Annotated in this window: 25 protein-coding genes; 15 read left to right on the top strand and 10 right to left on the bottom strand. The window is 40.5% G+C overall.

The features are described 5' to 3' along the window. Positions 1 to 72 precede the first annotated feature (72 nt). Positions 73 to 1,443 (top strand): exopolysaccharide biosynthesis polyprenyl glycosylphosphotransferase, encoded by a 1,371-nt coding sequence (locus QVH07_RS06700; RefSeq protein ID WP_289999388.1) that lies wholly within the window; start codon positions 73 to 75, stop codon positions 1,441 to 1,443. After that, entirely contained in the window at positions 1,433 to 2,359 is a 927-nt protein-coding gene (locus QVH07_RS06695) for a class I SAM-dependent methyltransferase (RefSeq protein ID WP_289999387.1), read from the top strand. The genes QVH07_RS06700 and QVH07_RS06695 overlap by 11 nt, the downstream gene beginning before the upstream one ends. Here the strand turns inward: QVH07_RS06695 and QVH07_RS06690 are convergent. Beyond that, positions 2,356 to 3,270, bottom strand: a complete 915-nt coding sequence (locus tag QVH07_RS06690) for a universal stress protein (protein WP_289999386.1) — start codon at positions 3,268 to 3,270, stop codon at positions 2,356 to 2,358. The two genes, QVH07_RS06695 and QVH07_RS06690, sit on opposite strands and share 4 nt — an antisense overlap. A gap of 100 nt (positions 3,271 to 3,370) precedes the next feature. On the opposite strand from QVH07_RS06690, the gene QVH07_RS06685 reads away from it, so the two are divergent. Further along, positions 3,371 to 3,919 (top strand): 2'-5' RNA ligase family protein, encoded by a 549-nt coding sequence (locus QVH07_RS06685; protein WP_289999385.1) that lies wholly within the window; start codon positions 3,371 to 3,373, stop codon positions 3,917 to 3,919. Here QVH07_RS06685 and QVH07_RS06680 read toward each other — a convergent pair. Further along, positions 3,906 to 4,406 carry a DUF6702 family protein gene (locus tag QVH07_RS06680; protein WP_289999384.1) on the bottom strand — a complete coding sequence of 167 codons (501 nt, stop codon included), beginning with the start codon at positions 4,404 to 4,406 and terminating at the stop codon, positions 3,906 to 3,908. The genes QVH07_RS06685 and QVH07_RS06680 overlap by 14 nt on opposite strands. 91 nt (positions 4,407 to 4,497) lie before the next feature. On the opposite strand from QVH07_RS06680, the gene QVH07_RS06675 reads away from it, so the two are divergent. Both QVH07_RS06675 and QVH07_RS06670 read left to right on the top strand, forming a co-directional pair. Further along, a complete protein-coding gene (locus QVH07_RS06675; protein WP_289999383.1) occupies positions 4,498 to 5,079 on the top strand; it encodes a HupE/UreJ family protein in 582 nt (193 codons plus the stop codon). Between the two features lie 15 nt (positions 5,080 to 5,094). Beyond that, positions 5,095 to 7,422, top strand: a complete 2,328-nt coding sequence (locus tag QVH07_RS06670) for a M1 family metallopeptidase (protein ID WP_289999382.1) — start codon at positions 5,095 to 5,097, stop codon at positions 7,420 to 7,422. Positions 7,423 to 7,457: 35 nt separating this feature from the next. Here QVH07_RS06670 and QVH07_RS06665 read toward each other — a convergent pair whose 3' ends face one another. Further along, positions 7,458 to 8,147: a DUF6624 domain-containing protein gene (locus tag QVH07_RS06665; protein ID WP_289999381.1), complete on the bottom strand. Its 690-nt coding sequence runs from the start codon at positions 8,145 to 8,147 to the stop codon at positions 7,458 to 7,460. Between the two features lie 160 nt (positions 8,148 to 8,307). Here QVH07_RS06665 and QVH07_RS06660 point away from each other — a divergent pair, with 160 nt between their 5' ends. Together QVH07_RS06660 and QVH07_RS06655 are read left to right on the top strand one after the other, a co-directional pair. After that, positions 8,308 to 8,484 carry a hypothetical protein gene (locus QVH07_RS06660; protein WP_289999380.1) on the top strand — a complete coding sequence of 59 codons (177 nt, stop codon included), beginning with the start codon at positions 8,308 to 8,310 and terminating at the stop codon, positions 8,482 to 8,484. A 7-nt stretch (positions 8,485 to 8,491) separates the two neighbouring features. Then, a complete protein-coding gene (locus QVH07_RS06655; RefSeq protein ID WP_289999379.1) occupies positions 8,492 to 9,094 on the top strand; it encodes a pseudouridine synthase in 603 nt (200 codons plus the stop codon). 55 nt (positions 9,095 to 9,149) lie between these two features. Here the strand turns inward: QVH07_RS06655 and QVH07_RS06650 are convergent, their stop codons facing one another. Next, complete coding sequence (locus tag QVH07_RS06650) at positions 9,150 to 9,524, bottom strand: GxxExxY protein (protein WP_289999378.1); 375 nt, start codon at positions 9,522 to 9,524, stop codon at positions 9,150 to 9,152. A 233-nt stretch (positions 9,525 to 9,757) separates the two neighbouring features. Here QVH07_RS06650 and QVH07_RS06645 point away from each other — a divergent pair, with 233 nt between their 5' ends. From QVH07_RS06645 to QVH07_RS06635, 3 genes are all read left to right on the top strand, one after another. Then, on the top strand, positions 9,758 to 10,729 hold the full coding sequence (locus QVH07_RS06645) for an AAA family ATPase (RefSeq protein WP_289999377.1): 972 nt from the start codon (positions 9,758 to 9,760) through the stop codon (positions 10,727 to 10,729). A 189-nt stretch (positions 10,730 to 10,918) separates the two neighbouring features. Then, positions 10,919 to 12,439 (top strand): beta-helix domain-containing protein, encoded by a 1,521-nt coding sequence (locus QVH07_RS06640; protein ID WP_289999376.1) that lies wholly within the window; start codon positions 10,919 to 10,921, stop codon positions 12,437 to 12,439. Between the two features lie 99 nt (positions 12,440 to 12,538). Then, positions 12,539 to 15,421: a TonB-dependent receptor gene (locus tag QVH07_RS06635; protein ID WP_289999375.1), complete on the top strand. Its 2,883-nt coding sequence runs from the start codon at positions 12,539 to 12,541 to the stop codon at positions 15,419 to 15,421. 50 nt (positions 15,422 to 15,471) lie between these two features. On the opposite strand, the gene QVH07_RS06630 is transcribed toward QVH07_RS06635, so the two are convergent. Both QVH07_RS06630 and wecB read right to left on the bottom strand, forming a co-directional pair. Beyond that, positions 15,472 to 15,954: a cupin domain-containing protein gene (locus QVH07_RS06630; protein WP_289999374.1), complete on the bottom strand. Its 483-nt coding sequence runs from the start codon at positions 15,952 to 15,954 to the stop codon at positions 15,472 to 15,474. A 3-nt stretch (positions 15,955 to 15,957) separates the two neighbouring features. After that, on the bottom strand, positions 15,958 to 17,049 hold the full coding sequence (wecB, locus tag QVH07_RS06625) for a non-hydrolyzing UDP-N-acetylglucosamine 2-epimerase (protein WP_289999373.1): 1,092 nt from the start codon (positions 17,047 to 17,049) through the stop codon (positions 15,958 to 15,960). Between the two features lie 123 nt (positions 17,050 to 17,172). On the opposite strand from wecB, the gene QVH07_RS06620 reads away from it, so the two are divergent. From QVH07_RS06620 to QVH07_RS06610, 3 genes are read left to right on the top strand one after another with little or no spacing between them, the layout of a single operon-like run. Continuing rightward, positions 17,173 to 17,814, top strand: coding sequence for a hypothetical protein (locus QVH07_RS06620; protein ID WP_289999372.1), 642 nt, complete (start codon positions 17,173 to 17,175; stop codon positions 17,812 to 17,814). Between the two features lie 2 nt (positions 17,815 to 17,816). Continuing rightward, on the top strand, positions 17,817 to 19,517 hold the full coding sequence (locus tag QVH07_RS06615) for a capsule assembly Wzi family protein (RefSeq protein ID WP_289999371.1): 1,701 nt from the start codon (positions 17,817 to 17,819) through the stop codon (positions 19,515 to 19,517). 5 nt (positions 19,518 to 19,522) lie between these two features. Beyond that, positions 19,523 to 20,035 (top strand): FKBP-type peptidyl-prolyl cis-trans isomerase, encoded by a 513-nt coding sequence (locus QVH07_RS06610; RefSeq protein ID WP_289999370.1) that lies wholly within the window; start codon positions 19,523 to 19,525, stop codon positions 20,033 to 20,035. On the opposite strand, the gene QVH07_RS06605 is transcribed toward QVH07_RS06610, so the two are convergent. Both QVH07_RS06605 and rlmH read right to left on the bottom strand, forming a co-directional pair. After that, on the bottom strand, positions 20,036 to 20,860 hold the full coding sequence (locus QVH07_RS06605; protein WP_289999369.1) for a hypothetical protein: 825 nt from the start codon (positions 20,858 to 20,860) through the stop codon (positions 20,036 to 20,038). Between the two features lie 100 nt (positions 20,861 to 20,960). Then, positions 20,961 to 21,434, bottom strand: a complete 474-nt coding sequence (gene rlmH / locus QVH07_RS06600) for a 23S rRNA (pseudouridine(1915)-N(3))-methyltransferase RlmH (protein WP_289999368.1) — start codon at positions 21,432 to 21,434, stop codon at positions 20,961 to 20,963. 199 nt (positions 21,435 to 21,633) lie between these two features. Between rlmH and QVH07_RS06595 the strand changes: the two genes are divergently transcribed. Continuing rightward, on the top strand, positions 21,634 to 22,101 hold the full coding sequence (locus QVH07_RS06595; protein ID WP_289999898.1) for a fasciclin domain-containing protein: 468 nt from the start codon (positions 21,634 to 21,636) through the stop codon (positions 22,099 to 22,101). A gap of 51 nt (positions 22,102 to 22,152) precedes the next feature. Here the strand turns inward: QVH07_RS06595 and QVH07_RS06590 are convergent, their stop codons facing one another. Next, positions 22,153 to 22,626, bottom strand: coding sequence for a YcxB family protein (locus QVH07_RS06590; RefSeq protein WP_289030558.1), 474 nt, complete (start codon positions 22,624 to 22,626; stop codon positions 22,153 to 22,155). Between the two features lie 146 nt (positions 22,627 to 22,772). Between QVH07_RS06590 and QVH07_RS06585 the strand changes: the two genes are divergently transcribed. Further along, complete coding sequence (locus tag QVH07_RS06585) at positions 22,773 to 23,003, top strand: hypothetical protein (RefSeq protein WP_289030559.1); 231 nt, start codon at positions 22,773 to 22,775, stop codon at positions 23,001 to 23,003. On the opposite strand, the gene QVH07_RS06580 is transcribed toward QVH07_RS06585, so the two are convergent. Further along, entirely contained in the window at positions 23,000 to 23,416 is a 417-nt protein-coding gene (locus QVH07_RS06580) for a Fur family transcriptional regulator (RefSeq protein WP_289030560.1), read from the bottom strand. The genes QVH07_RS06585 and QVH07_RS06580 overlap by 4 nt on opposite strands. Positions 23,417 to 23,450 lie beyond the last annotated feature (34 nt).

Genomic DNA, 23,450 nt, shown 5'->3' with positions numbered 1-23,450 from the left:
AAGACAACTTTCCATTTTTGGAGCGGTTTATGCGGCTTTACTTAACTTTCGTACGCCCTCTGAAAAATTTTTATGAAAAGAAGGTTTGATACATATTTCCCCTGGCTCTTTTTAGTCGCAGACTTTGTGGCATCAGGTTTAGCCCTTTGGGTATGTAGCGTGGCATTGAATACTTTCGGACTTTTCGAAAATGTAAACTCAAGTGCCTTGTTGCCACTGTCTTTTCTTTGGGCTTTGATTTCAGGGCTGAGGAAGGATTACAAAATTGGAAGAACCGAAGAGTACGAAGCTACCTTAAAGCATCTCCTCATCACTGTTTTCTGGTTTATTGGAGCTATGGCCGTTTTATGGATTCCGCTTCATAAGCCACAATTTCAGCTGATTCCAATTATGCTTTTTGGACTGGGGATGACCTTATTCATGGGGATGTTCCGTGTAGGGGTGCACATGGTCCTGAAGGATTATCGTTCCCATGGGCATAATTATAGAAATGCCGTAATCATTGGAAAGGGCGGAACCAGTCCAAAGCTGGCTGATGTTTTTAGAATTCGTAAGGACTTTGGAATTAATTTCCTTGGCTATTTCGATAATCAGGCTCAATGTCATCAAACGAGGGGAGATGTGGAATCTTTCTTTGATCAAGCAGAGGCCTTAGATCTTGATCTTATTTATATTCATGAACACATGGATTCACGAACGGTGAAAAAGATTATCGACTTTGCTGATGAGCATTATATAAAGGTGAAGATGATTCCAGGAGGAAGCCTACAACTTGAAAAGAATCTGTCTTTTTCTAGATATGGTGATTTCTTTGTCATCAATGTCAACGAAATTCCGCTTGATAATGCGCTTAATGCCCTTTTGAAAAGAGTTTTTGATATTCTTTTCAGTGGGTTTATGATTGTGGCTGTTTTATCCTGGATGATTCCCTTGGTGGGTATATTAATCAAATGGGAGTCTAGAGGCCCTATCTTCTTCATTCAAAAAAGAAACGGTATAAACAACTCTGTTTTCAATTGTCTGAAGTTTCGGTCCATGACTCCAAACGATTATTCTGACGAAAAGCAGGCTACGAAAAACGATCCGCGAGTGACAAGAATTGGTGCTTTCCTGAGGCGGACTTCTTTGGATGAAATGCCACAGTTTATCAATGTTTTGTTGGGGGATATGTCTATCGTGGGGCCACGCCCGCATACTGTTCCTATGAATCAGGATTTCAAGACTCAGGTGGCAAGATATGACTCAAGACACAAGATCAGACCTGGAATAACTGGATTGGCTCAAGTTCGTGGATATCGTGGGGAGATTGAAAATCCTTATCAAATTCGGAATCGAGTACGATTGGATTCTTTTTACATCAATAATTGGTCATTTTTATTGGACATGGGTATAATGGCAAAAACCTTCAATGAGGTAGTTTCCAATAAGGACGATGCCTATTAAGTCAGTCGACCACTGCAAATTTTGTAATTCCTCTTCCTTTGTTGAGTTTCAGGCCAAAGAAAGAATGCTTGGTTTGGGTGATGAATTCACCTATCAACATTGTCAGGATTGCGGCTCTATCCAATTAAAGACTATCCCTGAGGACCTGTCGAATTATTACCCAAGGGATTACTATTCCTTTTCACTTCTGGTCAAATCATCTCCGATAAAGAATCTGCTAAAAAGTGCGCGGATGAGGCTATTTCTCCTAGGGATAGATTTTCTTTCTCCTGTCTATGGGTATTGGCTGAAAAAGCTGAATCCAAAATTCAATCATAAAATAGCAGATCTGGGATGTGGTAATGGTCAACTTATCTATGAGCTCAATGCGGGAGGGTTTACAAATCTTCATGGATTTGACCCATATGTAGAAAAGGACTTGGCCCTCGCTGAAAACTGTTTTTTATGGAAAAAAGAGCTTTCTCAGACGGATGAAAAATTTGATATCATCATGATGCATCATTCATTTGAGCATATGGCGGAGCCTCTACAGGTTTTAAAAGATTGCCATGTTCATTTGAAACGAGGGGGGAAGCTGTTAATCAGAACACCAGTCGCTGATTCCGAAGTTTTTGAGAAGGAAAAAGACCTTTGGGTGCAGTTGGATGCCCCGAGGCATTTGGTAATTCCTTCACTAAAGGGCTTTGAAGTAATTGCCCGAAAGGCAGGGTTTCGATTGAATGAAGTAGAGTTTGATTCTGATGCATTTCAATTTCTCGGCACAGAACTATACAAGAAAGGCTACTCTTTAAATCCTGAAAATCTTGAGAATTATTTCTCCCCTGGAGAAAAAAAAGATTATCAAAAAAAAGCCCTTCAGTATAATGAGAAGGGCCTTGGAGATCAGGTTTGTTTTTATCTGGAAAGAGAGGATTAAATTTTAAATAGAGCTTCAAAGAAGCCTATGTTCTCTCCTTTTTTCTTAAAAATCAGCATTGGGATTTTGTTGTTCACTTCAATTAATTCTTCTGCTGTACTTCCCAGCATAAGTGCAGCTGACTTTGACTTTCCTCGTGAACCAATTAGAATCATATCAGCTTCAATCTCTTCTGCATGGGCAAGAAGTATTTCTCCATCATGGTTTTTCTTTCTCAGGATAAATTGGCACTTAACTTTTTTGTTTTGGTGTTCCTTCAAAAAGTTTTTATAGTCGGTCTGGGCATTCTTTTTCATGATTGCGGAAAATTCTTCAAAGCTCTTTCCTGTCTTTGAATACCCATGAGGCACTTCATAAATATTTACCGGAACCATCTCAGCATTCATTTCAGAGGCTATTCTTTCACCAAATTCAAAAATCATGTGATTATGAGAAGAGAAATCGGTGGGGACCATGATTTTTTCTGGTAGACCAGGGGGGCGTTTTTCTTGAAGCATCAGGATAGAACAAGGTGCTTTCTTCGCTACTCCTTTTGCGAGGGAACCAGAACCTTCCAGAGTTTCTTTTCTTCCCATGACGATCAAGTCCACATCTTTTATTCTTGCCCATCGCAGGAAAGTATCCAAAGGGTGATCTCCTTCTTCTGCAAAAACCTCTACTTCGACAGAGCTAGGAAAATTAAACTGATGGAGCTTATCCTTCATAATAGCTTCCACTGATTCATCTCCCGGAGCTACTAGGTCTGGATAGTTATCGATGATTTCCTGTGGAATGGCAAGGTTCTTAGAAACATGGATAAAATAGCATTTCTCAATCCCCAGAAACTCAAGAAATAGGATGGTTTTTTTTATCAGGACATCATCCATTTCTGTTAAATCCAGGCCGACTAATGCTTTTGAAAAATTCTTCATATGGGTAATTATTTGAAGCTTAATTTAAGGTATTGCATCTGGAAATAGAATACTTTTATGTTTTTTAGGCTGAGATCAAGGCTATAGTGGCATGAAACAGATGGGAAAATATTTTTTGGCCTTTGTACCGGAAGGTTTCATTCAGGAAAGAGGCCAAGGCCTAAAAGAACTTCTTAAAACGAATTATGGGGTAAAATATGCCCTGAAATCACCTGTGCACATTACAGTCAAAATGCCTTTTACCTACAATGAAAAAAAAGAATTGACCCTTATTAAAGCGTTATCAAAATTCTCCCAGAGCTTTCCCCCATTCAAGATTAAGATTCATGGAGTAGATACTTTTAGTAGGAGAGTGATTTTTTGGGATGTAGAGGCGGGTAAGGAACTACTTGATTTTCAGTCTCACTTGAAAACATTTTGTAAAAGGGAATTGAATTTAGTGGATGAATTATCGGATAGGAATTATCATCCGCATATGACTATTGCTTTCAAAGACCTTAAAGAAAAGAATTTCGATCAAGTCCTTGAAACCGTAAAAAACCACCAGATCTCTGAAGAATTTATTGCTAGTCAGTTGAGTGTTTTGAAGAGGAATGAAGGGCGGTGGGTTGAACTTTATAGGTTGGATTTAGGAACTACTCTTTTTTAAGAGTTCCATCTTTTTCCCCTTTACTCAAAAGAAGACTCTTTGGTGCAGAAAAACCGGGAAAATACACATGGACAATATTCTGCTGACCATCAAAATTTTCAAAAAGGATAGTGCATTCCACATTAAGTTCAGATATCTCTTCTACAGGCTCCGATTCAATATAAAACCAGATGGCATCCTCTTCAATTTCATACCCAAGGTAGTTTGTCTGAATATCTTTTCCCTTGATACTTAATCTGGTTTTTTCAGTCAGATATTGAGAGAAAATTTGATTTAAGGCTTCCTGATCTTCTGTTCCAAGGATATCCACCGTTTGCCCGGTATACTCATTTAGTTCTACCTCAAGATCATCCCAGAATACCTTCTGCGCCATTTCCAATCGACCGGATTGGGGGTTTTGGCGAATTTCGGTTAGTGAAATATAGAAGGGATGTGCAATAAGACCCACCCATCCCCATATCAGCAAAGCGATGTAATTATGTTGCATTTGGTACTTTTTACTTGAATTATTTTCTGAGAATCCAGTATACTTGCCGCAATTTACTTCTTCTAGAAGTATTTACTCCTTTTCACACCCAATGAATTCATTCGAACTCTATTTCAAAATCGGCATTCAGCATATTCTGGACCTGAGAGGTTTTGACCATATTCTTTTCATTCTGGCACTTTGTGCAGTGTTTTTGCCAAGGGATTGGAAGAAAATAATTTGGCTGGTGACTTCATTTACAGTTGGACATTCCATCACTTTGGCCTTGGCCACCTTTAATGTGGTGAATGTAAATGCGTCATTGATAGAGTTTTTAATTCCAGTGACCATTGCCATTACGGCGATTTCCTCTATTTTCAAACCAAGGCCCACCACTACCCGTGGATTCCAATTTGCCTACGTGTATGCCCTGTTCTTTGGTTTGATTCACGGTTTAGGCTTCTCAAATTATCTTCGGGAACTTTTAGGAAAGGAAGCCAGCATTTGGCAACCCCTGCTTGCCTTTAATCTTGGGTTGGAATTTGGGCAGGTGGTTATTGTTGGAATATATCTCCTAGTGACTTCGATTGTTGTGGGAATGGCGGGTGTAAATAGAAAGGATTGGGCATTGATTTTATCCTCCTTTGTGCTTGGGGTTTCATTTATGCTTATGATTGAAACGAAATTTTGGTAACCTAATAAATTGAATATGAAAATTAGATTGAGCTTTATGGCTTTGCTTGGACTCCTGACCACAGGGGTTTTTGCCCAGCATTCAGAACAAAATCATGGAGAGCGATTCGAGCAACTCGGTACAATGCTTCGTTCTCCAAATGTATATCGTACGGCCTCTGGTGCTCCGGGACATATGTACTGGCAGCAGAAGGCGGACTATAAAATAGATGTTGAACTGGATGATGATAATCAGTCTATCAAAGGCTCTGAAACCATCACATATTATAATAATTCACCTGATCAGCTGACTTACCTATGGATTCAGCTAGAGCAAAACCAAAGAGGGAAGGATTCAGAAACTCCAAAAGTAACCGAATCCAGTATTTCCAGAGGCATGAGCTTGAGACAATTGCAGGGGATATTGTGGCATTCCGATGATTATGCCTATCAGCTTTTGGATGTGAAGGATAAAAATGGGAATGCACTTCCTATTGCATTAAATCAAACCATGATGCGCGTGGATCTTCCAGAACCGCTGGAGGCAGGAGATTCTTTCACATTTTCTATCGATTGGTCCTTCAATATCCATGATCGAATGAGTTTTATCGGTGGCCGTCCGGGATATGAGTATTTTCCTGAAGATGGAAACTATCTCTATACCATGGCAGAGTGGTTTCCAAGAATGGCCGTTTATTCAGATTTCGAAGGTTGGCAAAACAAGCAGTTCTTAGGTAGAGGGGAATTTGCTCTTGTATTCGGAGACTATGAAGTGAACATTACTGTTCCAGCGGATCATATGGTAGGTGCTACTGGAGAACTTCAAAATCATAGAGAAGTACTTTCAAGCACAGAGTTAGACCGTTGGAACAGAGCAAAAGAAACTTTCGATACACCCGTTGTAATCAGGACTCAGGAGGAGGCAGAAGAACTTGAGAAGGGAAAGGCTTCAGGCACAAAAACCTGGAAGTTTAAAGCTGAGAATGTGAGGGATTTTGCGTGGACGTCTTCCAGAAAGTTCATCTGGGATGCCATGGCTGTTGAGCAAGGCGGGAATAATGTGATGGCCATGTCTTATTACGCTAAGGAGGCCAATCCGCTATGGGGACAATATTCCACTAGGGTTGTAGCTCATACTTTGAAGTCATATGCTGCCCATACCTTTGATTATCCATATCCTACAGCCATTTCTGTGGAGGCCAGTAATGGTATGGAGTACCCTATGATCTGCTTCAATTATGGTCGACCAGATAAAGACGGTACCTATTCCGAGGCGATCAAAAACGGAATGATTTCAGTGATCATCCATGAAGTGGGGCATAACTTCTTCCCTATGATCGTGAACTCTGATGAGCGTCAGTGGACCTGGATGGATGAAGGTTTGAATACCTTTATGCAATTTATGGCCGAGCAGGAGTGGGATAGAAATTATCCTTCCAGAAGAGGCCCTGCACATAAGATTGTTCCTTACATGAGAAGTGAGAAGCATTTGCTTGAGCCCATTATGACAAACTCTGAAAACATCATTCAGTTTGGTGCGAATGCTTACGCAAAGCCAGCAACCGCTCTGAACATTCTTCGAGAGACTATCATGGGTAGAGAGCTTTTTGACTTTGCGTTTAAAGAGTATTCCAGAAGATGGATGTTTAAGCACCCAACCCCTGAAGATCTTTTCAGAACTCTTGAAGATGCTTCTGCGGTAGATTTAGATTGGTTTTGGAGAGGGTGGTTTTATGGTACAGAACCAGTAGATATTTCTTTGGATAATGTGGCCTGGTATAAACTGGACAACAGAACCCCAGCCGAAAGGCAAGAGGAGGCAGCTGAAGAGGCAGAGAGGAACGAAACCTATGTAAGCCGAAGCAAAAACATGGAGGATATAGCAGAAACCTACACGGAAGCTGATCCTGCTACTTCTGATTTCTACACCACATACAATCCATTTGAGGTAACTCCACAGGATGAAGCTGCCTACCAAAATTTTATGAGTAGTCTCAATGATGAAGAAAGAGAATTGCTGAATAGCAATATGAACTTCTACGAGCTGACCTTCAGCAATGTGGGTGGACTGGTGATGCCTATTATTTTGGAATGGCAATATGCTGATGGGAGCACTGAAATAGAGAGAATACCGGTTAATATCTGGAAGCTGAATGAGTCACAGGTGACCAAAGTTTTTGCTAAAGAAAAGGAAGTAAAGCAAGTGGTATTGGATCCACTTCGTGAGACAGCAGATATCGATGAGTCAAATAATTACTGGCCGAGACAATATCAGCCTTCTCGATTTGAGCTTTATAAGCGCAGTGGTGCAGTAAGAGGAGCTTCAACTGGAAGTAACCCTATGAAAAGAGCTCAGAACAAATAGTGCGTTTGATTACCAAATAAAAGAAAGCCGGTCTACTAGACTGGCTTTTGTTTTTTATTCTTCTCAAATTCTCTGGTTCTTTCGATCTGTTCCTCCACGTTCCATTCCATAGGGACTCGTTTTCTTCGAAGAAAGGCTTCTATCGGCTCGAGACCAATTTCAGCTCTTCTTTTCTCCAGGTTTTCAGGATTTTTAATGGGCCAGAGATTCAGGCTTTGGGTCTCAGGATAATATTTGATCTGGGTTCCATAGATTTGAAGGTCTCCTCTTTCAGTAGCTATTCTGTCTTCCGCTCTTGCCAATAGAGCAGGATCTAGGTTTTTTGAAGCCACAGCTTCCCTCATCATAGGGAGATACATGATTCTTACTTCGTTCTCTGAATGCTGAATGACGTTGCAAATGGTAATATTTCCTCTATCCCCTATGACTCGAATCTCGGGCCAGCCATGAGTATCCAGAAGCTCTCGGATCTTCTTTTCGTTGATATCATGGTTTTGATGATAAATTTTATCCTGCCAATTAAATTCTTCTGATTCAAAACCATGGATTCTACCGAGTGAATCTCTTTTGCGAATGGGGATTTGTTCCGCAGTCCAGATGGAATCTAACCATACGTTTAAGCCTTCTTCGGTTAAGTAGCCCAGGTATTTAAATTCATCCTTGCTTTGTGCAATGCTTAGATTAAATGTCAAAAGAAAGAAAACTAAAATTGATCTAAATCTCATTAAGGCCGAATATACTGATACCCTTTTGAACTTTATTCAAAAATTTAATTCCCTGAATTTCAATTGGAACTGTTTTTGTTAAAAAATCTAATATCAATTTTTCGGGCTTTTTCCGGGACGTTGATTATTTTAACCTATCCTTAACCAAGACAACCTTTTTATGAGCGAAGTACAAATGAAAGAACTCGAGTCACAGATTGCAGATTTGAAGGGACAGCTGACCGGAGATATGTTTGCAGACATGGAAGTTCGTGACCAGATTCATAACCTTGAGATGAAGCTCAAGGGCGTGAAGCCAATGGATTCAAAGATTGATTGTATAGGCTGCGGAAGCTGATCAGGCTTTGGCACGATACTTTATCATTTACAAACCCTTTGGGGTTTTAAGCCAATTTAGAGGAGAGGGGCAGACATTAGCCTCTCTTTTTTCATTTCCGAAGGATGTGTATCCTGTGGGTCGATTGGATAAGGATAGCGAGGGACTCCTTCTCATCACCAACGATAAATTTTTAAATCATCAGCTACTAAATCCCCGATTTGGACACCAAAGAACCTATTTGGCCCAGGTGGAAGGGATTCCTGACGAAAAGGCTATTCGGGATCTTGAACAAGGCGTGGAGATTAAAGTGGATGGGAAGCTTTATAAAACCAAACTTGCTATCGCAAAGCTGAGAGCAGAGATTCCAGAACTTCCGGATAGAAACCCTCCCATCAGATATCGCAAAAATGTCCCCGATTCCTGGATAGAACTAACTCTAATCGAAGGGAAGAATCGGCAAGTTCGTAAAATGACTGCAGCGGTTGGGTTTCCTACGCTAAGGCTTGTTCGCTGGTCCTTGGAGAAATTGACTATTGAAGGTTTTGAATCTGGCGAGGTAAGGGAAATGGATCAGAAAACTATTTATCACCAGCTGGGGCTGACTGGCTTTAGAAAGACGAGAGGTTAATTTTTTTACCACAGGGCCACAGAGGACACGAAGAATCCCACAGAGACAAATTTCTTCAACCATTAATCACCCTTTTGACGCCATCGACAAGTTTGGTTACATTAAAATTAATGAGAAGACCCAAATGATACCCCCCTAGTTTCATGTAAGTTAAAATTTGGGCTAAATAAATATCAGCCATGTAATCAACGGCATTAATTTCAACGACAATTTTATCTTCCACCAAAAGGTCCATTCTGTAACCAGCATCAATCTCCACATCTTTAAATTTCACTGGAAGAAGTATTTGGGATTCAACTTTCAAACCCTGATTCCGAATTTCATATAAGAGGCATTTTTCATATGCACTTTCCAGAAGTCCCGGCCCTAATTCTTTGTGAACCTCTATAGCTGCGCCAATAATTTTTGAAGTGATTTGGTCGTTTTCCATTTAAATAAAATTTAGGTCTAAACTTCCAGAAAAAAAACTAACTCGGTGATAACTCTGAGAACTCAGTGCCTCTGTGGTTAGAAGTAAATTCAAATGTATGGTCAATACTGACTGATCGTCTTCTTAAAAAACTTTAAAAACACCATCCATCCATGCGTATGCCATAGGAATGATTTAAGATTGTGGTTTGACTGCTAATCTCCTATTTTAGCAGACTCTTAAACGAAACCAACATGCATCAGGAAAAGATACAGGAAGTCATTCAGGAGGTCGCGAAAGTCGTAGTAGGCCAGGAGAGAATGGTGAATAGACTATTAATTGGTCTCTTCACTAATGGACACATTCTTTTGGAAGGTGTACCGGGACTTGCAAAAACCCTCACTGTAAATACTCTTGCTAAAGTTCTTCATCTAGATTTCAACCGAATCCAGTTTACTCCGGACCTTTTACCGGCAGACTTGGTGGGAACCATGATTTATAATCAGCAGAAGGCAGACTTTGAAGTAAAAAAGGGCCCCATTTTTTCTAATCTGATTCTTGCTGATGAGGTGAACCGATCTCCTGCAAAAGTTCAGTCAGCTTTGCTGGAAGCAATGCAGGAAAAGCAGGTAACGATTGGTGAGACTACTTATCAGCTGGATCGCCCATTTTTGGTATTGGCTACACAAAACCCGGTAGATCAGGAAGGAACCTATCCACTACCTGAAGCACAGGTTGATAGATTTATGATGAAGGTGCATATTGATTACCCTTCGAAAACAGCCGAAATGGAGGTAATGCGTAGGATGGCCAATATGCAATTCAATTCAGAAGTGAATGCTATTTTATCCAAGCAGGATATTTTTGAGATAAGAGACCAGATCAATGCTGTGAAAATCGCAGAACCTCTGGAGCATTATATCATAGAATTAGTCTTCGCGACGAGGTTCCCGGATCAATACGGTTTGAAGGAAGAGAAGAAGTATATTCAGTTTGGGGTATCCCCAAGGGCAAGTATAAATTTAAATCTCGCTTCTAAAGCAATAGCCTTTTTAGACGGTAGAGATTATGTCTTACCAGAAGACATAAAAGAAATAGCCGAAGACGTATTAAACCACCGAATCATTCTTAATTATGAGGCTGAAGCGGATGGAATTGATACCCGGGATATTGTCAGAATATTGATGGAAAAAGTACCGATAAATAAATCGGTAACATTCAATTAACATAAAAGATGTGAAATAGGGGCTTTCTGAAAGGAAAGCCTTTTTTTATGCCATTCTGATTAATTCAATATTAAGTTCGGCATTTCGAATTAAAAAAAGGATAATTAGAATTATTCTTTGGCTGTGGGAAATTGATACACTTTTGCAACGTCGAAAACAGACGAACCTATCAAAAATCAATTTTATCCCATGAAAAAATTACTTTATCACACCTTTATCTTTGCAGCTCTGGCGATCGGCTTTACTAGTTGTAATGACGATGAAGATCCAGACAACGGAGTAACAATCACAGGTATTCCTCCTACGGCATCCATCGAGGCTGGAGGAACTCTTGGTCCGGTAACTGCTACCGCTACCGCTCCTGATGGTCTTGCTCAGTTAGTAATCACAAAAGACGGGGCAACATTAGCTACCGTTCCTTTGACCGGAACTACAGCTTCTACTCCTTTTGAGTATACTGCTCTTCCAGAAGACGCTGGAAAAAATGTTGTTTTCACTTTCACTGTAACTGACGTAGATGGCGACCAGGCGGTTGCTACACATGTATTGACAGTAGGTGCTGAGGAAACTGTTATAAGTGTATCATCAAATATCACATCAGATGTAACCTGGGAAACAGGTAAGGTATACATCCTTCAAGGACGAATTTCTGTTGAAGCAGGTGCAACACTTACTATTCAGCCTGGGGTAATCGTTAAGGGTTCTGCAGGTTCTGGAGCTAATGCTTCAGCCCTAGTAGTGGCGAGAGATGCTACAATTAACGCTGTCGGTGAGGCAAATAATCCTATTATCTTCACTTCATTCGCTGACCAAATTCAACCAGGTCAAATTGTTTCTCCAAACTTAACACCAGACATCAATGGTCTTTGGGGTGGAGTTTTGATCCTTGGAAATGCTACTTGTTCTCTAGGTGGAGATGTAACTGAAACTCAAATCGAAGGTATTCCACCATCAGACACAAATGGTCTTTACGGAGGAAATGATGATGATGATAACTCTGGAATGTTTAAGTATGTATCTATCCGTCATGGTGGAGCAAACATTGGAGAAGGTAACGAAATCAACGGATTGACACTTGGTGGAGTAGGTAGAGGTACTGAAATCGAGTTTGTTGAAGTTGTAGGTAATCAGGATGACGGAATCGAATGGTTCGGTGGGACCGTAAATGTTACCAATGCAGTAGTATGGAATGCTGGTGATGATGCATTGGATACTGACCAGGCATGGGCTGGAACGCTTACTAACTTTGTTGTAGTTGCTGGTTCTGAGACTGACCACGCTCTTGAAATTGATGGTCCAGAGGGATCATATCTTGCTGGTCACACCTTGAGAAATGGATCTGTAAAAGGAGATGGCGCCAACACCGAGCTTGGTGACTTTAGAGATGGGGCAAGAGGTTCATTCGATGGAATCTACTTCTTCAACTTCCCTAGTCCGAACGAATTGGATGACGACATGGAGAAGATTGGTAGAGGTGACTTCTCACTAAGTGGAGATGAGTCTAATGAAAACTTCGCTAATGGAGATCTAATGTTCGCCTTATTGGAAACTACTCTTCCAACGAGCGTTGCGACTACCCTAGCTGAAGTATTTAAAAATGGAACTGACGTTCATGCATCTGATGTGGCCACTCCACTTTCTGGTGCTGATGTATCAGTATTTGCTGGATGGTCTTGGACATCTGAAGCTGGAGAACTTTCAGACTTCTAAAACCAACTATTTCTAAATGGAAAGGAAGGGGTTTGCAAGGCCACTTCCTTTCCTTATTTAGAAATCAATCAATTTGCTGTACAAATAAATAACACTGAAATGTTCAAGAAAAGAACACTCACCCTGGCACTGATTGTATTGTCCCAATTCTTAGTGGCATTCGCAATCGCTCAAAATGGAACCATCAGAGGAACCATTTTTGAAGAAGCTACTGGAGAAACCCTAATCGGAGTCTCCGTATTAGTAAAAGAAACTTCTACCGGAGCAGTCACCGATCTAGATGGAAAATTCGAGATCAAGGTAGCTCCAGGAACTTACACCCTCCAATTCTCCTACATCTCCTATTCTACGATAGAATTGACAGAAGTGGTAGTTAAGGATGGAGAAGTAACCGTACTTCCTGACCTACTTATGGCTGAAGAAGCTTCAGAACTTGAAACCGTGGTAATTTCATCCACTGTAATTAGAACCACTGAGGCAGCTTTGATGTCAGTGAAGAGAAATGCTCCGCAATTAGTAGACGGAATCTCTTCCAGTACCTTTAAGCAGATCGGCGATGGAGATGCAGCTTCTGCTGTTAAAAGAGTAACTGGTGTATCTATCGAAGGAGGTAAATACATTTATGTAAGAGGACTTGGTGACCGATATACTAAAACAGTTCTTAATGGTGTAGACATCCCAGGTTTGGATCCTGATAGGAACACAATCCAAATGGATATTTTCCCAACGAACGTGATAGATAACATTATCGTATCCAAATCATTCACTGCAGATCTACCTGCAGATTTCACCGGAGGGGTGGTTGACATAGAAACCAAAGACTTTCCAGAAGAAAAAATATTTAATGTTGGGATCAGCGGCGGATTAAACCCCTCCATGCACTTTAATTCTGATTATATCTCCTATGAAGGGGGAAGTACTGATTGGTTAGGTTTTGACGACGGAACCAGAGATATCCCTACAGGTGGAAGAACAGATATTCCTCAATATGTTGACTTTGTTTCAAACCCAAATGGACCTCAAGGTCAAGAATACCAAAACATTCTTGGTGGTTTCAATAAGACCATGGGTGGAATGAGAGGGTCAAACCTTATGGACCTTGGGCTAAGCTTTTCTTTAGGGAATCAGCTGGTTCGTCCGAATACTACCTGGGGGTATAATGTAGCGTTGACTTATAAGAATGAAACCGAGTATTACAAGGACGCACAATTTAATCTTTTTGGGAAGCCAAGTGAAACCAATCAATTTGAACTGGAACCACTCGAGCGTCAAAGAGGTGACTATGGTGTAAATAATGTTCTCCTCGGAGGTTTGGCAGGAATAGCTATGAAAAAGGGCTATTCAAAGCTCCGCTTGAATTTCATGCACCTGCAGAATGGAGAGTCTAAAGCAGGTATTTTCAACTTTGTCAATACCAACTTAGGAGCGAACTTCGAAGCGGCTCAGTATAACCTAGAGTACTCCGAGCGTTCAATGACCAATATTCTTTTGGCAGGTGATCACCTGTTTGATAATGGAGCATGGGCTCTGAATTGGAAAGTGTCTCCTACACGATCAGTGATTAATGACCCTGATATTCGTTTTTCTCGATTTAGATTGCCAAACAATACTGTCGGAACTGAAGCAGGCCTTCCAGAAAGAATCTGGAGATTCCTTGAGGAATACAATGTATCCAGCCGTGCAGATCTTACCAGGGAATTGAAAATCTTACAAAGAGATTCCAAGGTTAAATTTGGTGGTTCTTATACTTACAAAACTCGGGATTTTGATATTCAAAATTTCCAGTTTCCTACCGGAAGCACTAGGTTCGACGGTGACCCTAATGACATCTTCAATGATGAAAACTTAGTACAACAGGGAAATATTAATGGGGTACGTTATAATCCAGGCTTTATTCCAAATAATCCTAATGCCTTTTCTTCTAATGTGAACAATATTGGAGCTTATATTTCTACTGAATTCAATCCTCTGGAAAAACTGAAGGCGGTAGTTGGATTAAGAATGGAAAATTATGTTCAGCGGTATACTGGTACCAACCAAAATGGAACAATTGTTTTAGATAATGACGAGGTGCTGAATGAAACGGATTTCTTCCCAACCTTAAACCTTATTTTCGCGCTGAAGGATAATCAAAACCTTAGACTTTCTGCCACAAGAACTATCGCAAGGCCTTCATTCAAGGAATTGTCTTATGCGGAAATTCTTGATCCGATTACCGGTAGAACTTTCATCGGTGGTCTGTTTACTGAAACTACCAATGGTGGACAAGATGTGCTTTGGGATGGTAATTTGACACCTACCCGAATAAATAACTTTGACCTTAGATGGGAAGCCTTCCAGGAAAGAGGTCAAATGGTATCGGTAAGTGCTTTCTACAAGAGCTTTGACAGACCGATAGAAATTGTTCAGTTTATTTCTGACCCAGGATCGTTCCAGCCAAGAAACGTGGGTAATGGTACCGTATTAGGTTTGGAGTTTGAGTTCAGACAGTCATTAGGTTTGATCGCTCCATCACTTGAGAATTTCAGCTGGAATACCAATGTGACTATTACAGAATCTCAAATTAAGATGTCAGAGTCTGAATTTATTTCCAGAAGCCTAGCGGCAAAAGAGGGTGAAAACATCAAGGATACTCGTGAGATGGCAGGTCAGGCACCATATATCATCAATACAGGAATTAGCTATATGAACTTTGCAAAAGGTTGGGATGGCGGCTTGTTCTACAATGTTCAGGGTCCGACTTTGAACTTCGTAGGATTTAGAAATCAGACTGATAACTTCACCGTTCCCTTCCATAGCTTGAATTTCAATATGAATAAATCTTTTGGTGCAGATGAGAGAATCAAAGCAGGATTCGGTGTTCAGAACATTCTGAATTCAAAAAGAGAATTGGTATTCAAATCCTTCCAGGCACAGGATCAAATCTTTACCAGTCTGGCTCCAGGAACAGAAATTAATTTTAGGGTAGCATTCTCCTTCTAAGAGAGTGTAGATAGTTGAGAGTAAAAAGCCCCGGATTTCCGGGGCTTTTTTTATGTTAAACGCTCGATGATTTCCCTGTGATCAGGGTACTGTGAGAGGAGATCTTCAGCCTTGAAAAGCTCGAAATCCTTGAAATCAAAGCCAGGAGCCACGACACAGGACACCAGGCTATAAGCATTTTTTTCATCTACCGTGCTCCCGAAGATCAATTTTTTCTCCACTAGATGATGCGGAGCACATTCCTCAGAGCTAGGCCCGAGTTTGAGTTTTCTATGCCCCTGACGATCTAGCAGGTGGATCGTTAAAGGGCTTCCCTCATGGAAATACCAATGCTCATCGCTTTTGATCCTGTGGAAATGACTTACATTTTCGGAGGTGAGTAAAAAATAAATGGAGGTCATTAGGCTTCTTTCTCCATAAGGAGTATCCAAGATCTGCTTTGACCGGTAGGTCTCCTTATAAAAGCCGCCTTCAGGGTGTGGAAGCAGATCTAGTTTTTTTACCAGATAGTTTATTCTTTCCTGAGTGTCCAAAGCCTAGTATTTGGATAGCAAGATTTCTACGATTCTCTCCGCCGTTTTTCCATCCCACATTGGGATGCCCTGGTATTCCTTCCATTCCCCGGCCATTACCTTATCCAAATATGGCTTCAGTTTGGAGGGGTCCGTACCGACCAACTCATTCGTTCCCAAATGTATCGTTTCGGCCCGCTCGGTGTTGTCTCTTAAAGTGATACAAGGGACATTCATGACGGAAGCCTCTTCGGTAATTCCTCCTGAATCAGTAATTACTGCTTTGGCATTCCGAACCAGGTAATTGAATTCAAGGTAACCCAAAGGCTCGCAGAGGTGTAGATTAGATGCGTCCAATCCCAGATTAGAGAGGATTTTTGCCGTCCTAGGATGTACGGGGAAAACAATAGGGAGTCCCTGAGTTCCTTCTAGTATGGCATCAAGCATCGCTTTCAGCTGTTGTTCCTGATCCACGTTAGCAGGGCGGTGCATGGTCATCACGAAATACTCTTTTTTCTTCAACCCATCAAAAACATCACCTTCCGGTGGGCGAAATCTTGGCATTTGGGCCTTCAGAGTATCGATCATGGTATTGCCCACAAAGTGAACCTGCTCTTCTCTAAAGCCCAGTTTCCTTAAGTTATTATTTGCGATTTCAGATGTGGTGAAGAAATGATCTGTGATAGAATCAGTTACCATTCTATTGATTTCCTCAGGCATGGTTAAGTCTCCCGAGCGAATCCCCCCTTCCACATGTGCTACATCGATGTTAAGCTTTTTAGCTGTGATGGAGCAGGCAAGAGTAGAAGTGACGTCTCCTACCACCAAAACCAAATCACATGGATTCTCCATAAGTTCCTTTTCGAAGGCTACCATGATAGAAGCAGTTTGTTCCGCTTGGGTACCTCCACCTCCACCTAAGTTGGCATCGGGTTTAGGGATATTGAGCTGATCAAAGAAATCACCCGACATTTTTTTGTCATAATGCTGACCAGTATGAACGAGTCTATACTGAAGTGAAGGATTTGTCTTTTTGGCTTTTTGCAAAGCGTGTATGATGGGAGCGATTTTCATAAAATTTGGTCGCGCCCCAGCTACTAAAGTGAATTTTGGCATATCTCTTTGAAAGATTCAAAAATAGGAATTGTCACACAGTAAAAAGAAAAACAATGGGATAGAATACCAAAGGATGAGGTCTTTTTTGTTTATTTGTAACTACACTTTTGGAATACCGAGTACATGAAGTTCTATCGTTGGCTGTGGCAGCTTGTCGTATTACCCCTATTCTTTCTTTCTTCTGCCTGCACGGACACTCTGGAGTCCTCTGTGGTGGTTTATAGCAATGACTTTTCGGAGTTGAACCTGGCTGGTTTCGAGGGAGCTAGGCTTTTTGTATTTCAAAATGACACCATCTCAGGCTTTTATAATAATGAGGAAATAAAGTTGAGGATAGATAACCTCCCCTCCCATAATGTGATGCGGATTACCGTAGATATTCTGGTTCATGATAGCTGGGATGGAAATCCGGGAGGAGATTATTGGATTTTAGGTGCAGATAGTCAAGAAATTCTAAGAACTACCTTTTCGAATTCACCCTGCGAATCTACTTTTTGTCTGTACCAATCGTATCCAGAAAATTATGCAAGGCAATTTGTTCCAAAATCAGGAGCTGTACGAACCAATATTCCGGGTTTATGTCTTTTTGGAGCCTTTGACAACTATACCACGCAGTACAGCATTACGCGGTTGATTGATCATACCAATAATGATATTGATGTTTTCATGCGAGATGAACTGAATCAGGAAGGAATTCCTGATCCGGCCTGTGACGAATCCTGGTCCATCTCTAGTATAGTGGTGGAGGCACTGGTTGTAGATTGATTATGAGAAGAAAGTTTAGGTTTTTATCTCTTGTCCTATTTGCGGTATTGCTTGGGTCTTCTGGAAATTTGAGGTCTCAAACAGTTCCGGTAGGGATGCCAGTTTTAGATGATTATCTCAGGCGTGCGCAGCTTCTTGGAAAAGTGGATTCCATGTCCTCATTTATGATCAGACCACTTTATCCCACAGAAGCCTTTGGTGCCAAAGATGGATTCGATTTGGATAGCTCAGTTGTGGATGTTGATTTGAGTCCATTTCATAGGAATTTTGGAAAAGAAAAGAAATTTAAGTTTAGGGTACTACCAGCCACGTATAAGCTTCAGTATAATTCTACTTATGCTTTTGGAGTAAATGACGGTGCTTTCATTCCCAATCGGGGCTTTCAAAATATCATAAGTCTGGGTGCTTATGGGGAAATGGGTAGGTGGAGTGTGCAGTTCCAGCCAGAACTATTGATGGCCCAAAATCAGGATTACATAGGTTTCCCCATTGAACATCAGGCTACGGTACTCTTCTATTATGAGTACATGAATAGAATTGATATGCCTGAGCAATTCGGTTCTGGCTCATACAATAAATTCTACTTAGGTCAGTCCAGTATTCGATATAATTTCAACACTGTTTCTCTAGGGATTTCTACAGAGAACCTGTGGTGGGGTCCAGGTAGAAGAAATTCTCTGATTCTTGGTAACAACGCTCCAGGTTTTACCCATTTTACCGTCAATACCCGAAAGCCTATTCCTTCCAAGATCGGCTCTTTTGAAGGACAATTTATAATGGGATTTCTGAAAGAGTCTGGTTTTTTGCCCCCACATCCTGAGTATTCTATTCAGGAAAATCCGGTTTATGTTCCCAAGCCGCTGAATGGGAATCGTTTTCTGTCAGGACTTATTATGACCTACCAACCGAAATGGGTTCCAGGTCTATTTTTGGGATTTAGCTCTGTTAATAATATGTATGGAGATGATGTGCGAACCTTGGGCGACATCGTTCCAATTTTTAATGGGCAGAAGGGGATGTATTCTGTAGAGAACCCGATCCGTGATAAAAGGCAGCAATTCAGTTCAGGGTTTTTTAGATGGCTTTCTAGCAAGGGGAATTTTGAATTCTACGGAGAATATGGAAATCGAGGAAACTACCGTAGAGTAAATGATTTTCTCATCACACCGGAGTCCGGAAGAGCTTGGACTTTGGGGTTCTCTCATTTAATGTCTTTAAAGAAGCCAGGACATTATTTTCAAATTAGCTCGGAAATGACCCAGACGGGTCAGGTGATTCGAGAAGAGATTCGGGATCTGGAAACCTGGTATATTCATGATCATGTTCGGCATGGTTATACCCACAATGGACAGGTTTTAGGTGCAGGAAATGGCCCGGGCAGTAATGTTATTTTTGCAGAATTTGCTTGGGTACATGGTATGAATCGTATTGGTTTCCAGATAGAGCGTATCGTTTACAATCTTGATTTTTATTATTACCGATACGAAGCCTCAAAAGATTTTAGAAACAAGTATGTGGATATTGTTCCGTCATTAGTAGGGGATTGGAAGTTTGGCAACCTTCTTTTGAATGCGAGACTCCAATACGTGAGTACACTTAATTATAAGTGGTTTTTGGAAAATCAACCAGATCAGTATTTCGTGCCTGGATACGACCGAAAGAACTTCGTAGGCCAAGTCGGTTTTGCCTATTTATTCAAATAAAGAATATGAAAGTCGAAAAAGATAAGGTGATCGGTATTTGTTATAAGCTCCAAGCGGATAATGGGGAGACGGGAATGCAGGACTGGGAAGAGGTACCTGAAAATGCTCCCTTTTTATTTTTAGTCGGCTCCGATTCTGTTTTTCCAAAGTTTGAAGAAGCCTTAATCGGTAAATCAGAGGGAGAAGAATTTTCTGTGTTCCTAAGCTATATGGATGCCTATGGGGATTATTATGAGGAGAGAAAAACTATCATTCCTAAAGCCAATTTCAAGCAGGAAGGAAAAAAGAACCGTGATTTGCTTAAAGTTGGCAAGGTAATTCCCATGCAGGATGAAAAGGGAGGCCAGATTAAAGGAGAGATTATCAAAATTGACTACATGGGAGTTCACATGGATTTCAATCCACCTTTGGCAGGTTTCGATTTACAATTTGATGGGAAGATCGTCAGTATCCGTGATGCCGAAAAAGAAGAGATTGAACACGGGCACGTGCATGGCCCTGGGGGTCATCAACACTAATTAATTGTCGGCTAGTAAAGCCTTGCCACTTGCCAGTTCTTCTGAAAGCTCTTTTAAACCCAGAATTCTATCGGATTCATACAGTGAATAAGCTTTGGTGAGCTGAATTGCTGCAGACTCATATTTCTGAGAATTAAAGTCGAAAATGGCGTCGTTATAATAAAGGAGTCCTGCCAGTTGGGTTAAGTTCACTTTGCGAAAAATGGAGTTATCACCTAACTCAATTTCAGTGGTTCCTATTCTCGTATTTAATGAATTTAGCTTTGCGTCTTCCTTAGGTTTATAGGAATCCAAATAGGCCTTAACATCAGAAGACCTTGAAATAAGTCCTCCTACGGGCAAAGTACTTTCCAAAATTATATCTCGGTCTTCCAATTCAACCATTATAAACACATGGTAATCCGTTTCGATGATATCAAAATCATACCCATACCTGCTTAAAAGCATTCCCAGCGCTGCTGAGCCACTCACGCAATCAAATTTGCCGGTAGTCAAGGTCTCATTAAAAGTGGCATGCTGCTGATAATCTTTGAATAGCCTTTTATGGCTTTTTTGAAAAAGGGCTCGGATAAAATTATAATCTTTTCTCGTCCGGTCTTTTTTAGCGTCTAGCTCAGTGATGAGTTTTTCCCACAGATCACGTTCGAGTTTTTGAGCATCTACTGCCTGAAATAAATTGAAAGGTTCATCTACCCCTTTTTCCCATAGATCACGTTCAAGATCAGATAGAAAAGCGGCCCGAATCTCCTGTTTTGATACATCTTGTGAATGTAATACCCTAGGAGATATGAGTAGAATAAGCGCTATGTATAACCTTAAAATCAATTTAATGTAATCTGAATGTTAACTTAGTAATATAAAGTTAACAATTCGGTAACATTAAATCAAATTTCTGTGCCTGAGACTGGTAAGAATGGATAAAAATTTATTTGTGATGGTAGGGTTCGTTTCGCAAAATGGTCATGGCCCGATAAAGCTGTTCAATAAAAAATGGGCGGATCATTTGATGTGAAAAGGTCATTTTAGAAAGAGATAGCTTCCCATTCGCTCTTTGATAGACTGATTCAGAAAAACCGTAAGGACCTCCTATTACAAAAATCAATTGCTTCAGGCCACTATTCATCTTTTTCTGGAGGAAGAATGAAAAATCGACAGATCCATATTCCTTCCCCTTTTCATCCAATAGGATAAGCATGTCACTTGGTTCAAGTTTGGATAAGATGAGATCTCCCTCTTTTTCTTTTTGCTGGTTCTCATCCAGGCCTTTGGTTTTCTTTAAATCAGGAATTATTTCGAATGAAAATTTGATATAATGGTTCAGCCTATTCTCATATTCCTGACTCAAATCCCTGATTGATGATTGGTCTGTCTTGCCAATTGCCAGTAGTTTGATCTGCATTTTATAAGGTAATTGAGGATTTTTCTTTAAAAAAAGTAGCCATTTAAATCTTTCATTTCCCGTTCTTCCCTGAATTGTGCTGTAAACCAATTTGTTAACAATTCAACAATAAACAAACAGCTTACACTCCTGTTCTTTAAGCACAAACTAATTATTTATACTCATCATGAAAAAATTTGGAAGCATTCTTATGGTAGCGATGCTAATTATCGCATCGTCTTTTACCATGAAAACTGAAAATGTACACGAAGTAGAGGCAGATATTGTAGACCTAGCGGTTTCTCAAGATTTCTTGTCTACTCTAGTTGCAGCTGTGAAAGCAGGAGATTTAGTGGATGTATTGAAAGGGGATGGTCCGTTCACAGTGTTCGCACCTACCAATGACGCATTTGCAAAGCTACCTGCAGGAACTGTTGAAAATCTTTTAAAGCCAGAGAACAAGGCTCAACTTGTTGCGGTATTAACGTATCACGTTGTACCTGGTAAAGTAATGTCTGGCGATTTATCTAACGGCATGAAAGCAACTACAGTACAAGGAAGTGAAATCACCGTTACTTTAAAGGACGGTAAAGCCATGATCAATGATGCTACCGTAACAGCGGCAGACATTGAGGCTGACAATGGAGTAGTTCACGTGATTGATACAGTGATTCTTCCTCCGATGTAATTCGACCAAGAACCAATAAAAAAAGCCCTGAATTTGATTTCAGGGCTTTTTTTATTTGATTAATTCTTTTCGTTTTAAAATCGTCTCCAGAAATTTCCGCTCATTTTCTGAATTAAAAATCCTAAAGGGAAGATGAATAAACTGGGCCTTTGACATATATAGGATAAAAGCATCCTTTTTGATTTCAGCTCTTTTTACCATGTTCCATTGAATGGGCATTCCCTGTCTTGGATTCAGTTTCATTAAGATTTGTCGGCTATCTATTTCGTAGGAGAGCCTTTCAAAAATGGTCTTGTTTTGCTCCATTTGGGTTACTCCGGTAAATTGAATCACCCAGAATAAAACATACAGTCCATAAGCGATTAATGCCCCAATGATCCACCAGATGGAAGGAATCCAAAAGTACCCTGCACAAATTGCCAACGCGATTAGAATTACCCACCATTGTTCTTTTAAGACATTCACTAATCCGGTTTTGATGTATGTGCCGGTTGCGAGCTGATATTTCTTAGTTTTTATAATCATTGGTTTCTATTTCAGGCTGCAAATATCCTAGTTACCATGGGATTAAGCAAGGTATTTTCATCCTTATGAATTTTAGTTCTTCAAACAAAGTCGGTTAGCATTGATTTAATAGACGTATTGATTATATTATTAGAAAATTTATAGTGATGAGTAGCTTGGTTATTGATTTATTTCTTTTGGGGATAGCGTACATCATCCTGATTTACTTCGTAGCCACGATGACAAAAAATTCTTTTCGGAGAAAAAATGATGGCGGGGATGATGGAGATGGAGGACTGGAGGTGAGTTCCCCTCCTAAAATTGACTTACCGCCTGGAGTGATTTGGCCTTCAGATGGACCTATCCGTAAGCATAAACATGAACCCGTAGAGTATTAAGCGCATTTGTCGCAGGTTCCCTGCACGAGTAAGCTCATTTCTTTTTTAACAAAACCTTCAGGTAAAGTAATATTGGGGAGTTTCGCTGACTCTATACAAACCGTTTCCTGGCACTTTGTACACTTAAAATGGACATGTTCATGGCTATGCTTTTCTGCACCGTGATCATGATTGCAAAGGGCATACTTAGTCACTCCTTTGTCATCTAAAACCATATGTACCACATCCTTTTCCTGAAAGGTCTTTAGCGTTCGGTAAATGGTCACCCGATCAAATTTTTGACCTAGAGATTCTTCTAAATCACCATGTGACAAAGCCACCTGCTTTTCTAAAAACTCTTCAATGGTAGCCAACCTACAATCGGTTACTCGGAGCTTATGGCTTTTGAGAAGTGAAGTCGGGTTTGAAGACATGTTACGAAGTTAATCCAAATTCCAGTTTTTTGAA

Source organism: Algoriphagus sediminis, assembly GCF_030403435.1.
Classification (GTDB): domain Bacteria; phylum Bacteroidota; class Bacteroidia; order Cytophagales; family Cyclobacteriaceae; genus Algoriphagus; species Algoriphagus sediminis.
This window is presented reverse-complemented; position numbering and strand designations above follow the sequence as displayed.